Annotated in this window: 14 protein-coding genes; 5 read left to right on the forward strand and 9 right to left on the reverse strand. The window is 45.2% G+C overall.

The genetic code is table 11. The features are described from left to right. Positions 1–22: 22 nt before the first annotated feature. From rsmA to lptD, 4 genes are read right to left on the reverse strand one after another with little or no spacing between them, the layout of a single operon-like run. Complete coding sequence (gene rsmA / locus R8N47_RS10595) at positions 23–832, reverse strand: 16S rRNA (adenine(1518)-N(6)/adenine(1519)-N(6))-dimethyltransferase RsmA (RefSeq protein WP_005379669.1); 810 nt, start codon at positions 830–832, stop codon at positions 23–25. Further along, a complete protein-coding gene (pdxA, locus tag R8N47_RS10600; RefSeq protein WP_005383085.1) occupies positions 829–1,827 on the reverse strand; it encodes a 4-hydroxythreonine-4-phosphate dehydrogenase PdxA in 999 nt (332 codons plus the stop codon). Before pdxA ends, rsmA begins: the two co-directional genes overlap by 4 nt. Continuing rightward, positions 1,817–3,100: a peptidylprolyl isomerase SurA gene (gene surA, locus R8N47_RS10605; RefSeq protein ID WP_054700982.1), complete on the reverse strand. Its 1,284-nt coding sequence runs from the start codon at positions 3,098–3,100 to the stop codon at positions 1,817–1,819. Before surA ends, pdxA begins: the two co-directional genes overlap by 11 nt. A gap of 59 nt (positions 3,101–3,159) precedes the next feature. Next, on the reverse strand, positions 3,160–5,505 hold the full coding sequence (gene lptD / locus R8N47_RS10610) for an LPS assembly protein LptD (protein ID WP_005379673.1): 2,346 nt from the start codon (positions 5,503–5,505) through the stop codon (positions 3,160–3,162). A 266-nt stretch (positions 5,506–5,771) separates the two neighbouring features. Between lptD and djlA the strand changes: the two genes are divergently transcribed. Beyond that, positions 5,772–6,626: a co-chaperone DjlA gene (djlA, locus tag R8N47_RS10615; protein ID WP_005383076.1), complete on the forward strand. Its 855-nt coding sequence runs from the start codon at positions 5,772–5,774 to the stop codon at positions 6,624–6,626. A gap of 142 nt (positions 6,627–6,768) precedes the next feature. Here djlA and R8N47_RS10620 read toward each other — a convergent pair whose 3' ends face one another. The 5 genes from R8N47_RS10620 to leuA form a co-directional block, all read right to left on the reverse strand. Further along, positions 6,769–7,551, reverse strand: a complete 783-nt coding sequence (locus R8N47_RS10620) for a DUF547 domain-containing protein (protein WP_318070328.1) — start codon at positions 7,549–7,551, stop codon at positions 6,769–6,771. Between the two features lie 335 nt (positions 7,552–7,886). Next, complete coding sequence (gene leuD, locus R8N47_RS10625; protein WP_042522424.1) at positions 7,887–8,489, reverse strand: 3-isopropylmalate dehydratase small subunit; 603 nt, start codon at positions 8,487–8,489, stop codon at positions 7,887–7,889. Between the two features lie 11 nt (positions 8,490–8,500). After that, positions 8,501–9,901 (reverse strand): 3-isopropylmalate dehydratase large subunit, encoded by a 1,401-nt coding sequence (leuC, locus tag R8N47_RS10630; protein ID WP_005379681.1) that lies wholly within the window; start codon positions 9,899–9,901, stop codon positions 8,501–8,503. A 110-nt stretch (positions 9,902–10,011) separates the two neighbouring features. Beyond that, entirely contained in the window at positions 10,012–11,103 is a 1,092-nt protein-coding gene (gene leuB / locus R8N47_RS10635) for a 3-isopropylmalate dehydrogenase (protein WP_042522421.1), read from the reverse strand. An 82-nt stretch (positions 11,104–11,185) separates the two neighbouring features. After that, positions 11,186–12,733, reverse strand: coding sequence for a 2-isopropylmalate synthase (gene leuA, locus R8N47_RS10640; protein ID WP_005379685.1), 1,548 nt, complete (start codon positions 12,731–12,733; stop codon positions 11,186–11,188). 517 nt (positions 12,734–13,250) lie between these two features. On the opposite strand from leuA, the gene R8N47_RS10645 reads away from it, so the two are divergent. The 4 genes from R8N47_RS10645 (at position 13,251) to calR (ending at position 17,314) form a co-directional block, all read left to right on the forward strand. Further along, positions 13,251–14,048: an SH3 domain-containing protein gene (locus tag R8N47_RS10645; protein WP_054574255.1), complete on the forward strand. Its 798-nt coding sequence runs from the start codon at positions 13,251–13,253 to the stop codon at positions 14,046–14,048. A gap of 152 nt (positions 14,049–14,200) precedes the next feature. Beyond that, positions 14,201–14,749, forward strand: a complete 549-nt coding sequence (locus tag R8N47_RS10650) for a phosphatase PAP2 family protein (protein WP_005379690.1) — start codon at positions 14,201–14,203, stop codon at positions 14,747–14,749. 3 nt (positions 14,750–14,752) lie between these two features. Beyond that, on the forward strand, positions 14,753–15,799 hold the full coding sequence (locus tag R8N47_RS10655) for an MJ1255/VC2487 family glycosyltransferase (RefSeq protein ID WP_213913678.1): 1,047 nt from the start codon (positions 14,753–14,755) through the stop codon (positions 15,797–15,799). A gap of 555 nt (positions 15,800–16,354) precedes the next feature. Further along, positions 16,355–17,314: a LysR family transcriptional regulator CalR gene (calR, locus tag R8N47_RS10660; protein ID WP_005379693.1), complete on the forward strand. Its 960-nt coding sequence runs from the start codon at positions 16,355–16,357 to the stop codon at positions 17,312–17,314. Positions 17,315–17,584 lie beyond the last annotated feature (270 nt).

Consider the following 17,584-nt stretch of genomic DNA (forward strand, 5'->3'; position numbering starts at 1 on the left):
GTTTGGCTTATTGTTTGAGTTCTTAGTGCTGCGGGTTATCCGCAAGCCAGTTCGCCATTGCGACGAATTGTTCTAGCGTCAGGTTCTCTGGACGCATGCTTGGATTAACACCTAGCTCTTCTAGTACTTCTGTGCTTAACAACGATTTGTAGCAGTTACGAACTGTTTTACGACGTTGGTTAAAGCCTTCACGACAAACGCGATCGAGCAAACGCAGATCTTTCGCCGGGCATGGCAGCTCTTCGTAAGGCACTAAACGAACAACGGCAGAATCCACTTTCGGTGGTGGAACGAATGCCGTTGGCGGTACTTCCAGTACCGGTACCACTTTACAGTAGTACTGAGCCATTACCGTTAAACGGCCGTAAGCTTTGCTGCCAGGGCCGGCGGCTAAGCGGTTTACCACTTCTTTTTGCAACATAAAGTGCATGTCTTGAATGTCTTTATGGAACTCAAAAAGGTGGAACATCAATGGTGTAGAGATGTTGTACGGCAAGTTACCAAAAATGCGCAGCTTGTTGTTTGGCTTCACTAGTTGAGTGAAGTCAAAACGCATAGCGTCACCCTCATGGATGGTCAACTTATCTGCCAGTTCAGGGTGAGTACGTAGGCGTTCCGCCAGATCGCGGTCTAATTCGATAACTGTGAACTTATCTACTTCACGACCTACTGGCTCAGTAATTGCTCCAAGACCAGGACCGATTTCAACCAGGTTTTGACCTGGTTTTGGGTTAATCGCTGATACGATTCCATCAATAATGTATGGATCGTTCAGGAAGTTTTGACCAAAACGTTTACGCGCTTTGTGTCCTAAATGGACATCATTTCTCATTGTTTCTTCTCTACCAAATCTATCGCATGCGTGAGCGCTGTTCGGAAACTCCCTGTATCCGCTTGACCTGTCCCTGCCAGATCTAATGCAGTACCGTGGTCCACCGATGTTCTAATAAAAGGTAGACCAAGAGTAATGTTTACTGAACGACCAAAGCCTTTGTATTTTAATACTGGCAACACTTGATCATGGTACATGCCTAAAACAGCATCAGCATCATTTAAATATTTTTCATTGAAAATGGTATCAGCCGGCAGAGGGCCGATCAGGTTGATACCTTTTTCTTGTCGAATTTTTTCCAGTGTCGGAGTGATGGTTTCGATCTCTTCACGACCTAAGCAGCCATCTTCGCCAGCATGAGGGTTAAGCCCGCAAACGTAGATGTTTGGTTGTGCGATAGCAAACTTTTCTACAAGGTCTTTATGAAGAATATCGATGATTTTTTCTAATCGCTCTTCGGTGACAGCTTTGGACACATAAGCTAAAGGAATATGTGTTGTAACCAGCGCCACGCGTAGTCCTTCCGTTGCTAGCATCATTACGACTAGCGGCGTTTGTGACTTCTCGGCGAAAAATTCAGTATGACCACTGAATGCAACACCTGCGCGATTAATCACCCCCTTATGAACAGGGCCGGTGACAATAGCATCAAATTCATCATTCATACAGCCTAAAGCCGCTCTTTCTAGCGTTTTTAGTACATAGTGGCCATTCGCTTCATTGAGCTCGCCTGCGACCGCAGGTTCCGATATTTGGATATGGTCAACGATAAGCGTGCCCGCTTTTTGTGCTTTAGGTGCTTCTTCTGGATTGTAATCAGACAGTTGGACTTCGATGCCAAGCTGCTTGGCTCGCTCCGTCAGCATATTCTTATCGGCACAGACGACAATTTGGTGCGCCCAATCTTCTTTCGATAGGGCAAGCACTAAGTCTGGGCCGATACCCGCAGGTTCCCCTGCGGTTACGACAATTCTACGAATTGTATTAGTTGTCATTGTTGTCATCCACGATTTCAACAAACGCACTTGCGCGTAGCTCTTGCATCCATGCGCCCGCTTCTTCATTAAATTTACGGTTAAATAGAATACGGTAAGCTTTGTTCTTCATCGCTGAGTCAGTACGGTCAACTTGGCGACGATCCAACACTTCAACGATATGCCAGCCGTGAACGGTTTTGAACGGTTCGCTGATTGAGCCAACTGGCAGAGTTTCTACTTGGTGCTTGAATTCTGGCACGTAAAGATCTGGTGTTTGATAACCTAGTTCACCGTCTTGTGCTGCCGAGCCAGGATCTTGACTGTATTGTGTTGCCAATTGAGCGAACGTTGCTTCACCGGCTTTGATGCGGCGTACAAATTCATTCAGTTGCTTCTTCGCCCCTTCGTCGCTCAGAATCACGGTTGGTTTAATCAAAATATGACGCGCATTTACTTCCGTTACCGCAACCGTTTCTAGGCCTTTTACATCCTCTATTTTTAGGATGTGGAAACCAACGCCACTACGGAAAGGACCAATAATGCTGCCTTTGTTTTGCATCTTGATCTGATCAGCAAAGATGGTTGGCATCTCTTCTTTACGCATCCAGCCCCAATCACCACCTTGTAAAGCTTTAGGTCCTTTAGAGTAGGTGTAGGCCATCTCCGTAAAATCTGCACCTTCGTTTAGCTTTTTCGCGAGCACTTTAGCTTCTGCTTCTACAGCAGATTTTTCTTTATCGTCAGAGAAGCGCAGTTGAATGTGTCCAATTTTGTATTGAACAGTCGCATTGGTTTCTTGTGATAGTTGTTCAGCAAGGCTATCGACCTCTGCTGGAAGGATATTAATACGGCGACGAACCAGTGCATTGCGAGCTTCTGATGCGGCGATTTCCTTACGAATTTGTTCGCGGAATTCTGAGTAACTTAAACCTTCACTTTCTACAGAAGCGGCGAGTTGTTCTACTGTTTGCTCATTATTACGTGCGATCTCTGCAATCGCTTGGTTTAAACGGTTGTCGTCAATACGCACACCAATACGGTCTGCTTCTTGGCCTTGCAACGTGTCAATAATAAGTTTTTCAACAACTTGTTCTTTTAATACGCTGGTAGAAGGTAAGCTCTTTCCACTTTGACGTGCGTTGGCTTGCAGCGTTTTCATCGCTGTTTCGATGTCGCTTTGTAGAACTACACCGTCGTTCACGATGACCGCAACCTTATCGATCTCTACTGGTGCTGCAACCGCTCCGCAAGAGAGTAGGGTCGTGAATAAGATTGATTTCCAAATTTTCATTTAAAATTCCGTCAGTATTTTTGAATAGGCGTCTTATTCATTTAAGACGCCTATTTTGATTAATTGTTCAGATAGAATGGGCGGCCGTACTTAATCGCGTTGTCAGAACCATCCAGTTCTTTGACAGCAGTGTCTTCACGCTGGTTGGTCGCAAAGCCTTGAATACCGAAGTTAACGCTGAAGTTATTTTCGTATTCAGGTGATGCTCCGGTGCTGCCGATAGCTTGGTCTTCCCAACCAAGCAATTGGTTTGAGTAAGTGACGCCAATGTACCAACAGTCAGATTGGTAACGTAGGCTCGCTAACCATTCTAGGTCCGCATTTTCATTGAGGTCGTAGTAGTATTGACCACTCGCAGACCAGTTCGGGTTGAACTCGTAGGCCGCTACAATACCTGCTTGAGAAATACCTTTACGAGTAATTGTGTCTAGGTTTTCGAGAATGATCGTATCTTCGATGTATTCACGCGTAACGTAGCGATAGTTACCCTGAATAAAGCCGCCGTTGAATTGGTATTCCAAGGTACTGTTTGCCAACTGCATGGAGCTCAAATCAATATCGTATTGAATTCCACCGTGATAGAACAAGTAATCGTTGTAGTTGAAATCAGCTTCAATTGCCCATGATGAGTAATTGGTTGTCTCATCCGGAAGATTTGGGCTGTTGCTCAGTTTGGTCTTTTTATCGAAGTAGTAAATCTGACCAAATGAAACGTTAAGACGCTCTTTATAGTCATCATCAAAGAAGCGAGTACTCGCACCGTAGCTTAACTGGTTCGCCGAGGCGATTTTATCAATACCACTGTACTTACGACTGCGGAATAGCCCGTAGTAGTCGGTTTGTAGCAAGGTGGTATCGTAGTTGTAGATGTTGGTTTGATCTTCTTCAGGTACGTACAAGTACTGCAGCTGAGGCTCCAGTGTTTGTGTGTAGCCCTTGATCCAGCTTGTATCTCGCTCTAAGTAAAGTTGCGCATGCGTACGGAACTCAGGAATAACACGAGAAACTTCATCATCCAACTGGTTTTGCAAGTTTACATCTGTCAAACCCGTTAAGTCTTGAGAGTAATACGTAGAGAGCACACGCGCTTCTGTTGTCCACGTTGCCCATGAGTTTGAGAGTGGTAATGTAAGCCCTGGTTCAATGTGAACACGGGTCGCATTTGGTCGCGCAGCATCGCTCGTATCGAAGCGGCTGACTTGGCTCTTCACGTCAAAGTTAAGGTAATCTCCCCACAACGGCGTGTAGTAGTTCAAGTCTAACTGAGGAAGCAGGCGATAAGGGCGGTTCTCTTCTTTCAATAAGATTTGGAAGTCACGAACGGTTAACGAGGCATCCCAGAAGTCAGAACGATATTGTACTTGTCCTTCTTGAACCAGTTGACCATCTTCACGGTTACCAATGTCGGAGTCGAGATCGAGGAAGTAATCAATATCACTCACTTTTGAGTAATCGACTTTGACTATCCACTGTTTATTGATGATACCGTCGTGTTTAACTTGGTAGCCCCAACGAGACTCGTCCTGATATTTGCGATCACTATTGAGGTATTCGCCTTTGATTTCTCCATTTCCCCAACCATCTGTTAGGTAGCGGAAGTCAGTATCGAGTTTTGTACCACGTTGCTGCATATAGAGCGTGGTGAGTGTCATGTCATATTGAGGCGCGATGTTCCAATAGAATGGCACCTCGACTTCCATACCATCACTAGAACCGTACGATAAAGAAGGGAAGAGGAAACCCGTTTTGCGCGTATCTCCAATTGGCATGGTTAGATACGGCACATAGAAAACAGGCACATCTAACACTTCAAATCGAGGGTGGTGCAGCGTCGCTGTCTCTTCATCTTGGTCAACATCGATGCCTGACGCAACCAATCGCCATGAATTATCGCCTTGAGGGCACGATGTGATAGAGCCGTCTTCGAGTTCATAAACCGACTGACCTGTGCGAGCGATATAGGCTGCAGTGCCTCGGCCTTGTTGGCAAAGGAACTGATAATCGGTGTTCTCAAGTGAAAACGTATCTTGATTAATGTCGTTAGTAACACGATCAGATCGAGCTTTGACTTGGCCGTCATTGAAAGTCACGTTGCCTTCGGCAACCACGACGTTGTCTTGTTGGTGCAGCGTTACGCTATCTGCGGTAATTTTCTTCTGGCCTTGGGTGACTTGTACATTACCTGAGTACTGAGCTTTGTCACCATTGATGGCTTGCAGGGTGTCAGCTTCTACCACTACTGGGGTATTAAGAGCGTCCTCCTCGCCACTTGTATCGACCAAACATTGATCTGTGGCGGGCATTTCCTGCACACTATCATGGATATTCGCTTCAGCTTGAGTGGTGGGTACAAACAAGGCGGTGCTGATAGAGGCCGCTAAAAATGTGCGGGAGAAATGTTGCATTGAATTGAACTTTCCTGTGTCACTACTACTCGATGGCTATAGGGCTTGTTGTACCCTAGCGTAATAGCCAAATGAATCAACTATAGTCGCATTTATCCCAGCGTATTGATTCACTGTGGCATAATGACGACAAAATAGCTGCAAAGATAAGCAGGCGAAATGGCCTAGCCGAAATAAAACTAATTCCATTATCATAAAGGAAATCGTTGCATCCGGCACTATAAGACCGCCGTCGTCGATAAAAATTCATTGATAGAGAACACATAATGCATATTTTTGGCAAAATTCTGGGTGCCTTTTTTGGCTTGTTACTTGGCGGGCCGCTAGGTTTACTCTTTGGCTTATTTATTGGCCATCAATTCGATAAAGCACGTCGCTTGAGTCAAGCCGGGTTCTCTACTGGCGGCTTTGGAAAAGGGCCAAGTCAAGCTCAACGCCAAGAAGAGTTTTTTAAAGCGGCGTTTGCGGTAATGGGACATGTGGCAAAAGCGAAAGGCCAAGTCACCAAAGAGGAAATCCAACTGGCTTCAGCCATGATGGACCGCATGAATTTGCATGGCGAACAGCGTCGCGCAGCGCAAGACGCGTTTCGTGAAGGTAAAGACAGCGACTTTCCGTTAGAAGATGTTCTTGTTCGTGTGAAAATTTCGACAGCTGGTCGCTTTGACTTGTTGCAATTTTTCTTAGAGCTGCAAATCTCGGCGGCCTTTGCAGATGGCTCGATCCACCCGAGTGAACGAAATGTACTACACAAGATTGCACGTGGTTTGGGTTTCTCTTCTGAGCAATTAGAGCGTCGTTTGCAAATGCAAGAAGCCGCATTTCGTTTCCAAAGCCAGGGCGGTTTTCATGGTCAGCATCAAGGCCAATCTTCAGGTGGTAGCTGGCAACAAGCTTCACAAGCGGATCAGTTGGCCGACGCGTACAAAATTCTGGATGTGTCTTCAGATGCAGACAGTAAAACCGTTAAGCGTGCTTATCGTAAACTGATGAACGAGCATCACCCGGACAAATTGATGGCTAAAGGCTTACCACCAGAGATGATGAACGTCGCGAAAGAGAAATCTCAAGAGATTCAAAACGCTTACGATCTTATTAAGAAGGTTAAAGGCTTTAAGTAGTCGGACGTTTTCTATCAAACATTTGGATGTAAAAAAGGGCACTCAGTGCCCTTTTTTTTCATGTCTTAGTCTTTGAGTTGCCGGTGTCTTTAGCTTTTGGCCTATTATGTCCCTAATGCTAATTGACCTCACATCCCCCAGTTTAGTTGGCTTGATTCAAGTCCCAATCGTATTCGTATTTCACTTTGCCAGAGAAGTTTTTGTATTGCGGTGCGTACTTTGCGATGTGTTTGAAGATTTGTTTTTCTCCACCAAAGTCCGTTGCAAACCAATCATAAATAGAAGACAGCTGTGCCGTGTTACCTTGGATAGATACGCCTTTGCTGCTGTTGATAAATGTTTTGGCGGCACTATCCAGTAGAGCTTGCGTGTTGTCAGCAGTGAATGCTTGAGACTGCAGATTAGGGCATCCTAGGCTGGCACAGTTAACCGCGTAATGTGTTCTTGGGTCATTCCAAATTGGACGCAAAATTCGATGTTCAATATCGTTTAAAGTTAGATCCTTCCCGTTGACCACGACCACATCGTCTCCCCAAGGACCAAAGCTAAATAAACCACCTAGCTTGGTGATTGATTCGACTGGATAGTTATCCAAAATAAGATCTACCGTGATGGCGTTGTAAAGGTTTACCCAATAGGCATATTGCTCTGCTTGGCTGTATTGTAGAGGGTCTAGTTTTGCCAAACGCTGGATGTATTGTTTCAGCTTAGTTTTATCGGCAGAGGAGACTTGGCTATAACGAAACAAGGTATTCTCGCCTTGTTCAACTAAATAAGTATCGAGTAGTTGTTGCCATTCTTGATGAGAAATTTGGGCTTGGTTGGCTTGATTCGATTGTTTCCAATATAGCCATAAGTCGGATTTTGGAGCGGAAAATGTCGAGAAAGAAACCAGAGCACACAACAGCAATAACAGACGCTTCATAGAGATACCTTTGAATGAGATATTGTTGATAGTGTAGACCAGTTTAGTGCTTGTTTTCTTTCAGTAATCAGTGGCCTTTATTCGCCGTCATTCTGAGGAGCATAAGCGATATCAGGAATCTAATACCCACAAAATCTTGAGTAAAGACAGTATGAATCTGCACAGTGCGCTCTGGCAGTCGCTCCTGAATCACACTCCTTCGTCGCTGTTCAGGATGACGAATTTCAACAGAGGCGTTCGGTATTCCGTAAGCAAAGCGATATAAAATCAGTTGTCTAAATAATTAAAAGGGCCGACAATTGCCAGCCCTTGATTTGTGTATTTACTAACGCGTCTTAACGCAAGAAGCTCGGAATATTCGCTTCGTACTCGGCAATCTTATCTTCGTGCTGAAGGGTTAGACCAATGTTGTCCAAACCGTTTAGCAAGCAATGACGACGGAACGAATCGATTTCAAAGCTGTACTCTTTGCCGTTGGCGCGAACCACATTCGCTTCTAGGTCTACTTCCACTTCTGCGCCTTCATTCGCCTCAACAAAATGGAAGATTTCATCCACTTCTTGCTCAGTCAAGCGAACTGGTACCATTTGGTTGTTGATCGAGTTGCCGTAAAAAATATCGGCAAAGCTTGGAGCGATCATCGCTTTGATGCCGTAATCCGCCAGTGCCCACGGTGCGTGCTCACGAGATGAGCCACAGCCGAAGTTCTCACGAGCCAGCAAGATAGACGCGCCTTGGTAGCGAGGTGCGTTCATCACGAACTCTGGATTTGGCTGTTCGCCAGCATCGTCTAGGAAGCGCCAGTCATGGAATAGGTGCTTACCAAACCCTAGGCGGGAGACCTTTTGTAGGAACTGCTTTGGAATGATGGCATCAGTATCAACGTTCGCTGCATCTAGAGGAACAACTAAGCCTGTGTGTTGTTTAAAGCCTGACATTTGTTTGCTCCTTAGTCTAGTTCACGAATATCTACAAAGTGACCAGCAATTGCTGCCGCCGCTGCCATCGCAGGGCTCACTAGGTGGGTACGGCCATCACGACCTTGGCGGCCTTCAAAGTTACGGTTTGAAGTAGACGCACAACGTTCATGTGGACCCAAACGGTCATTGTTCATTGCTAGACACATCGAGCAACCTGGCAGGCGCCACTCAAAGCCCGCTTCTTTAAAGATAACGTCCAAGCCTTCCGCTTCTGCTTGCGCTTTTACTTGCTCAGAGCCAGGAACGATTAGCGCTTGAACGTGAGGCGCGACTTTGCGACCTTTCGCTACTTCAGCGGCTGCGCGCATGTCTTCGATACGTGAGTTAGTACAAGAACCAACGAAGACTTTATCGACGTTGTAATCAGACAATGACTTGCCTGCCTCTAGGCCCATGTAAGCCAATGCTTTTTCTGCCGATGCTTTTTCTACTGGGTCGGCAAAGCTTTCTGGTGCTGGGATAGGTTGATCTACTGCGATCACTTGGCCTGGGTTAGTACCCCAAGTGACTTGTGGTTTAATGTCTGCTGCGTTTAGTGTCACGACTGCATCAAACTGAGCATCATCGTCAGTTTTTAATGTCTTCCAGTATTCTACTGCTGCATCAAAGTCGGCACCTTGAGGTGAGAATTTACGGCCTTTGATGTATTCGAACGTGGTTTCATCTGGCGCAATCAAACCGGCTTTCGCACCTAGCTCTATCGCCATGTTACATACGGTCATGCGGCCTTCCATTGAAAGGTCAGTGATCGCTTCACCACAGAATTCAACTACGTAGCCTGTACCGCCTGCTGCTGTCGTTTCACCGATGATGGCTAGCACAATGTCTTTCGCCGTGATACCCGGAGCCACTTTGCCTTTCACTTCGATCTTCATCGTTTTAGCGCGCGCTTGTTTTAGCGTTTGAGTTGCTAATACGTGCTCAACTTCTGATGTTCCAATACCAAAAGCTAGCGAGCCGAACGCACCGTGTGTAGCAGTGTGCGAGTCACCACAAACAATGGTCATGCCCGGTAGGGTAATACCAAGCTCTGGGCCCATAACGTGCACAATACCTTGATATTTATGGTTAATGTCGTAAAGCGTAACACCAAACTCTTCACAGTTTTTCGATAGCGTTTCCATCTGGATACGAGCCATCTCACCGGATGCGTTGATGTCTTTGGTGGTTGTTGAAACGTTGTGGTCCATGGTGGCAAAAGTTTTGCTGACCTGACGCACCTTACGACCTTTTTCACGCAAGCCGTCAAATGCTTGCGGAGACGTCACTTCATGTACCAAGTGACGGTCGATGTACAAGATTGGGTTTTCCCCTTCTGCTGCGACGGCAACGTGTGCGTCGTAGACTTTTTCGTATAGTGTTTTGCCCATTGTTTGCTTCCTTTCCTCGTTATCCTTGTTGCTTTGTTTTAGCACCAATGACTTAGAGGTAAGTCATTGGTGGATAGAGGATTTAGTATTTATTATGAATCTGTTCTGTATTACGAGTTTAAGATGTACTCAGCGATCTTATCGCCCATCTCAGATGTTGTAAGCGCAGGGTTGTCACCAGCAAGATCGCCCGTTAGCTCCCCAGCTGAAAGTGCTTTTGATACTGCGGCTTCAATGTCTTGCGCCGCCGTTTCTTCACCTAGGCTATAACGCAGCATCAGTGCAGCAGATAGGATTTGTGCCACAGGGTTAGCGATGTTCTTACCTGCGATATCTGGTGCACTGCCGCCTGCTGGCTCGTACAGACCGAATTTGCTTTCGTTTAGACTTGCTGATGGCAACATACCCATAGAGCCTGTGATCATCGCGCATTCATCAGAAATGATGTCGCCGAAGATGTTTGAACACAGCATTACGTCGAACTGAGCAGGGTCTTTGATAAGCTGCATAGTCGCGTTATCAATGTACATATGTGACAACTCGACATCTGGGTAGTCTTTTGCGATTTCTTCGACTACTTCACGCCATAAGATAGAGCTTTGTAGAACGTTCGCTTTGTCGATAGAGCACACTTTCTTGCGACGTAGACGAGCAGATTCAAAAGCGATTTTTGCAATACGTTCGATCTCAAAGCGGTGGTACACCTCAGTATCAAATGCTTTTTCTGTTGCGCCTTCACCTTCACGACCTTTCGGTTGGCCGAAGTAGATACCACCCGTCAGTTCACGGACTACCACGATGTCAAAGCCGCGACCCGAGATGTCTGCACGTAGCGGTGAGAAAGCTTCAAGACCTGAGTGAATTTGCGCTGGACGTAAGTTACAGAACAGTTGGAAGTGTTTGCGTAGTGGCAGTAGGGCACCGCGTTCAGGTTGGTCATTTGGTGGTAAGTGCTCCCACTTAGGGCCGCCAACCGAGCCGAATAGGACTGCATCAGACTCTTCACATGCTTTTATTGTGCTCTCTGGAAGTGGGCAACCGTGATTGTCGATCGCGATACCACCTACATCATGCTCGTCACGCTCAAACGCAATACCATGTTTCTTTTCGATTGCATCCAATACTTTATGTGCCTGCGCCATTACTTCCGGGCCAATGCCGTCACCGGGTAGGACGGCAATTTTGTACGATTTGTCTGTCATGTTAATCCTTTAAGTTTTCTAATTTTGAGCTTAATTATTTCAACGAGCGTGTTCTTTCCTGAGCCGTGTAGCCCGGTTGTTATTACACAGTCGCAATCTTTTTCTGCTTCATTTCTTCGATTTTATCTGCACGATGAATGCTGTTAATAACGTGCAATAATGCTTGGCCGGAAGCCTCAACGATGTCGGTGGAAACACCCGTACCGTGGTATTTGCGACCTTTGTAGTTGGCAATGATGTCTGCTTGACCCAAACCATCTTCACCTTCACCTTTCGCGGTTAGGTCGAATTTATCCAGAACGATGTCGTAGCCTGTCACGCGGTAGATACATTGGTATAGCGCATCAACTGGGCCATTACCGACCGCTGCTTCACACATTTCTTCATCACCGCATTGCATTTTGATGCTGGTGGTAGCCATTACGCTGCCAGACTGCACGCTTAGGTAGCTCAATTTGTAGAAGTCATCTTCTTCACGCAAGTTCGAGAAGTGCATTAGGGCTTCTAGGTCGTAATCGAACACTTGGCCTTTGCGATCAGCAAGTTTCAAGAAATCCGCATACAGCGCGTCTAGGTTGTACTCGTCTTCGTTGTAACCCATGGTATCCATATGGCTCTTCACGGCAGCGCGACCGCTGCGGCTGGTTAGGTTCAGAGCTTGGTTTTTTAGGCCAATAGACTCAGGGGTCATGATTTCGTAGGTATTCTTATTCTTCAACATGCCATCTTGGTGGATGCCTGAAGAGTGGCTAAACGCATTTGCACCCACAATTGCTTTGTTGCTTTGAATAGGCATATTGCATAGCTGGCTAACCAACTTACTGGTGCGGTGAATTTCATCATGCTTAATGCCAGTGTGAACGCCCAAAAACTCTTGACGAGTCTTGATGATCATTGCGATCTCTTCAAGTGAACAGTTACCCGCTCGCTCTCCAATGCCATTGATCGTGCCTTCTATCTGACGTGCGCCAGCTTGAACGGCGGCAATAGAGTTGGCAACTGACATCCCCAAATCGTCGTGACAGTGAACGGAGATGATCGCTTTATCAATGTTCGGAACGCGGTTAAATAGGGTTTCAATAATCCCACCAAACTCACTTGGTACGGTGTAGCCAACGGTATCTGGAATGTTGATTGTACTCGCACCTGCATTGATGGCGGCTTCTACCATGCGACATAGGTTGTCGATTGGAGTACGACCAGCATCTTCACAAGAAAACTCGACATCATCAGTGTAGTTACGTGCATGTTTAACGGCGTTGACTGCCATTTCTAGTACATCGTCGTAGCTGCGGCGTAGTTTGTCTTCTACGTGAATGGTGGAAGTGGCTAAAAACGTGTGAATACGGAATTGGTCAGCCACTTTTAATGCTTCAGCGGCAGCATCAATGTCTTTCGCAACGGCACGCGAAAGGGCACAAACTCGACTGTTTTTTATGTTTTTTGCGATGGTTTGTACAGACTCGAAATCACCTGGTGAAGAGATTGGGAAGCCAGCTTCGATAACATCAACGCCGAGTCTTTCCAGCGCATAGGCAATCTGCAGTTTTTCTTTAACCGTCAAGCTTGCTGACAACGCTTGCTCGCCATCACGCAATGTGGTGTCGAATATAATGACCTGATCGTTCATGTTTGCTTCCTTCCTGATTTCTGCACTTTTGCGCAAGTGAATCGTTTACTTCCAGTATTTAGATATAAAAAAACCCGCATTCTCATGCGGGTTCTTAGAAATTGGTGTGGTTATTTTTCTTCCACAGCCTACCCGCGCGAACTGGTCACGATCAGGAGGAGGCTAAGCAGGATAGAAAAATGAGCTGACATAGTTGTTAAGCTTTCCACAAAATTAAGTTAACAAATTAGTACCGCACTCCATGAAGCGCGTCAACCCTAAAGTCGATTTTTTATTCATATCGGATGAGTCTTTTCGTTTGCTTGAAAAAAATGATGCACTAAGTGAAACGACATGATGCGATAGAAACGTGCTAGAAGAAGTAAGTTCTCATCAAGTTTGCGACGTTTCATTACCAAAACAAGCATCGGGATTGCGACTTGTCACACAAAGGTCCGAATTGTTTGGCAAAAGTTTTGAATGACCATTTATAGTAGTGCAGTTGCACTAGGTAAAAGAAATAAGGGTTAGGGAAAGAATGAGGTTAACAAAACAATTTGGACGTTCAGCCATAGTATTTACTCTGGTCAGCTTGTCGGGTTGTCAGCTGTTTCAATCGCAGACCTATGTGGAAGTGGCTTCCCCCGTTGTTATGAATGATCACTCGCAGAGCGTCATGGTTATCAATGATCAAATGGATCGATTTTTGAGTTATGAGGGACGCGAATCGTTCTTGAATCAGATGCTTGTTGCCCTTGAGTCTGACAGCCGAAATAAGTTTAAAGGTAAAGATCCGGAAACGTATTCTTGGTGGAAGATCCGCGTTCAACCTAGTGAGAAACAGCAAGCGGAAGTTTTCCGACCAACCACTGAAGGTGTCGATACTTCAAACCCAGTAGAGTTTATGGATGTTTCTTACCGCTCTAAGACCACATTAAACCTACGCTCCAAACCGAGTCTTGAAGGGGCAAAGCTTGGCGTATTATCGAAAGGGGAAGTCTTTAATGTGCTAGCAAAAGTGGTTGATCAACCTTGGTTTCTCGTTGAACAGAAAGGAGTGATAAAAGGTTATGTCCATAAGGATTATGCGCGCAGCAATGTGATAAATCGTGACATTTTATCTACTCAGCCTAACCCTCTACTAGAGCCTAACTCGAGTAAAACGGAGCAAACGAGTATAGAGCATGAACTGTCGGGAAACTATACTTGCCGCTCACTGAGCTATGAGCTTACAAAAGATGGCGACATGACGACGGGCTCTTTGCGCGCCTGCCGCAAGAAGAGAAAAGTCTGGTATATAGACACCCCTCAACCGCAACCATCAAACCCTTCTTAATGTTCTATTTTTATGGTTATGCCCAATAGATAAATTGTTGGGCACACCTTAATTTGGCCTTTGTCATTAATTGTCCAAACTCCCGTCATGCTGTTGTCACCTAAACCTCCTACTTTTCACACAAAGGCGTTGTCAAAGTAAGGAAAGGTCACATGCGAACCATAGAGACAATTACACAGCCAATTGCAACCATTGCTAAGTTTGATTTAGCGCTCTCTAGTGTTTGTCTTAAGCACCGTTTTAATCAACAAGTCGCCAATATCAGCAAAGGAGTCTCCCACAGTGGTGACGGGCACCTTTACTTGGTGTTGGGTTTATTAGCTTGGTATTTAGATAAGGAGCAAGGAGTCTGGTTTTTACTGGCGGGTTTACTTGCTTTTGCTATCGAGCTACCAATTTATTGGACGCTGAAAAATAGTTTTAAGCGTCGTCGTCCTGAAGAGCTTAGTGCACTCCTTCCTGCTTTTATTACCCCCTCTGATCGCTATAGTCTTCCTTCAGGACACACTGCCGCTGCGTTTGTCATGGCGACGCTGATTGACCATTTCTATCCGAGCCTAGGCGTTGCTGCATTCTTTTGGGCAAGTTTAATCGGAACCGCGCGAATCTTATTGGGTGTGCACTTTTTTACCGATGTCATCATTGGTGCACTGCTTGGCAGTCTTTGTGGTGGATTAGCGATTGCGATGTTGGGAGGCTAATTGATGAAAATCTTGTACGGTGTTCAAGGGACAGGAAACGGACATATTGCACGCGCAAGGGCGATGAGTCATGCGTTTAAAGAGCACGATGTTGAGGTCGACTTTTTGTTTTCTGGGCGAGCGCCGGAAAAATATTTTTCAATGGAAGCATTTGGCGATTACCAGACTCGCCGAGGCTTCACCTTTATTACCGAAAAAGGCTCTGTAAACTACGCGAAAACAGCATTGAATAACAATTTGGTGCAGTTTTTCAAAGAAGTTAAGCAACTCGATCTGTCGTCCTACGATCTTATCATTAATGATTTCGAACCTGTGACAGCGTGGGCAGCGAGACAACAAAATAAACCTTCTATTGGTATCAGCCACCAAAATGCTTTTCGTTATCCGGTGCCACTAAAGGGAGCAAGTTGGTTAGATAAATCCGTCATTGAATACTTTGCGCCTTCTCAACACCACCTTGGTTTGCATTGGCATCATTTTGATCAACCTTTGTTACCGCCGATAGTGCATACCGTCGATAGCCAAGCAGAAAACGACGACTTCGTGTTGGTGTATCTACCGTTCGAATCGATTGAAGATATCTCGGACTTATTGTTCCACTTTAATCAACAAGCGTTTATCTGTTATCACCCGGATGTGATCGAATGTGAGCAGGTAGAAAACATAGAACTGCGCCCTTTATGCCACAGCAACTTCCAACATCATTTGCATCGCTGTAGTGGTGTCATTGCTAATGGTGGGTTTGAGCTTCCTTCAGAAGCCTTGTCTTTGGGGAAAAAATTGTTACTAAAGCCACTCGCGGGTCAATTCGAGCAGCAGAGCAATGTTGCGACCTTAGAAGGTTTAGGGCTTGCGATGTCGATGGAGAGCTTAGACATTTCCGCAGTACGCCAGTGGCTAAAGGAGCAACAAGCCGAAAGTGTGAAATACCCAGATGTTGCTCAGGCTATTGTTCATTGGGTACTGCAAGGTGCATGGGATTCAAAAGCAGAGTTATCCAGACAACTGTGGGAGCAGGTTGATTTTCCAAGTTACGTGTCGAACATTTAAGTACGTTGTTCTAAGTACATTGTTCCTTCCATTTTTGACACGATTTTGTTGCAGCCTTTCTGTTTGGAAGGCTGCATTTTTATTCTTCCTCTCTCATTTCTATTCAGTGTGTATTTGCTGATAATTTGACTGATAAGTGCAAAATTCAATCAGAGATATAGCTGTCATCTGTTGTTCTTATTTCAACTAATAACTGAGCTAAATGCATGCTTGTGTTGACCGCCTGTCCTATCAATTTGCTAAATACGTCCTCAAAGAATGCATTTTTACGTGTTTTATAGTTTTTTATGTTTTTATCAAGCCTTTGTTATTTAACAAATAAATACCTAATTGGCTAAAATTTACTGATTAAATATCAATCTGGTTGCGAAACCGCAATCGATTAGTTGATAGTACAGTTCGAGCCGGAAGTATCCGGACGATAAATATAATAAAAAGTTAGGTTATCTATTCGTAAAATGATTCGAATCCAGCCGCCGTCTTTTGTGCGAGATGGGATTCTATTCGTTATGAATTTAATGAACAAAGTTGACGATTACAAAAGAGGCGCACTCAATGTTAGAGAAGAAAGACGCGATGAGCGCAATTGCTAGCTACCGTATGGAAAGCACTTTGCGTGGTGTAGATTTAAACCTACTGACAGTATTTGATGCTGTAATGCAAGAGCAAAATATTACTCGTGCAGCACATAACCTAGGCATGTCTCAACCGGCGGTAAGTAACGCCGTGGCACGCTTAAAAGTGATGTTTAACGACGAGCTATTCATGCGCCAAGGCCGTGGTATTCAGCCTACGCAACGAGCACGTCAACTGTTTGGTCCTATTCGCCAAGCACTGCAGCTGATTCGCAATGAACTTCCTAGCTCCGTATTCCAGCCAGAATCTTCGACTCGCTTATTCAAGCTTGCGATTTGCAGCCCTTGTGACATGCGTTTTGCTCCGAAGATCATGGCAAAAGTGAATCAACAAGCACCAAACGTTCAGCTTCATCTAGATGCAGAATTTGACCGTTTGTTGTCTGAGCGTATGCGCTACCAAGAAATTGATTTCGTGATCGACTACGCTCGTTTTGATGAGCAAGGTTTCTCAAGTACTGAAATCTTCAAAGATGAATTAGTGGTTATCGCATCAAAAACCCACCCACGCATTCAAGGTGGTGTGACGGCTGAGCAACTGCTTAACGAAAAGCATGCGAAGTTATCGAAAGTGCATGGCCAACGTAGTTTCTCAGAGCAAGCGTACCGTGAACTGGATTGCCAAGCGGCGTATGAAGGTTCTAGTTTAAGCAACCTACTATACGTGGTGGGTCAATCTGAGCTTGTGACTATTGCACCACGTTGGATGGCGGAAAATGCGGTAAACAGCGATCAACTGCAAATTCTTGATTTCCCATTTGCGAACAAAGAAATCAGCGGATTCTTAAGCTGGCATGAATCAAGTGAAAAAGATAAAGGCCACATTTGGCTACGCGATCAACTGATGATCACTTGTGGTGAAGTCGTTGCCGCAAAATAAGATGACGTTTGGTCTTCTCGATTAGACCATATTGGTAATCATCAATTTTTACAATTCATTGGTCCCCGAGCGATTTTTGTCTCTCGGGGCTTTTTGTTTTCGTAATAAACAATCTAAACAGTAAGTTAAATAGAGTAATCATTCAGCAATTTTAGGTACGTTCGCGACGTATAAGTGATAGTTGTCTCTTATTAGTGATAAGTTTGATACTGGTCAGTTGCGTTTTAGCAAGCCGTGAGTACACTTGTTCGCTCAATTAGCTTACGCCTG

This window comes from Vibrio sp. 2132-1, assembly GCF_033344315.1.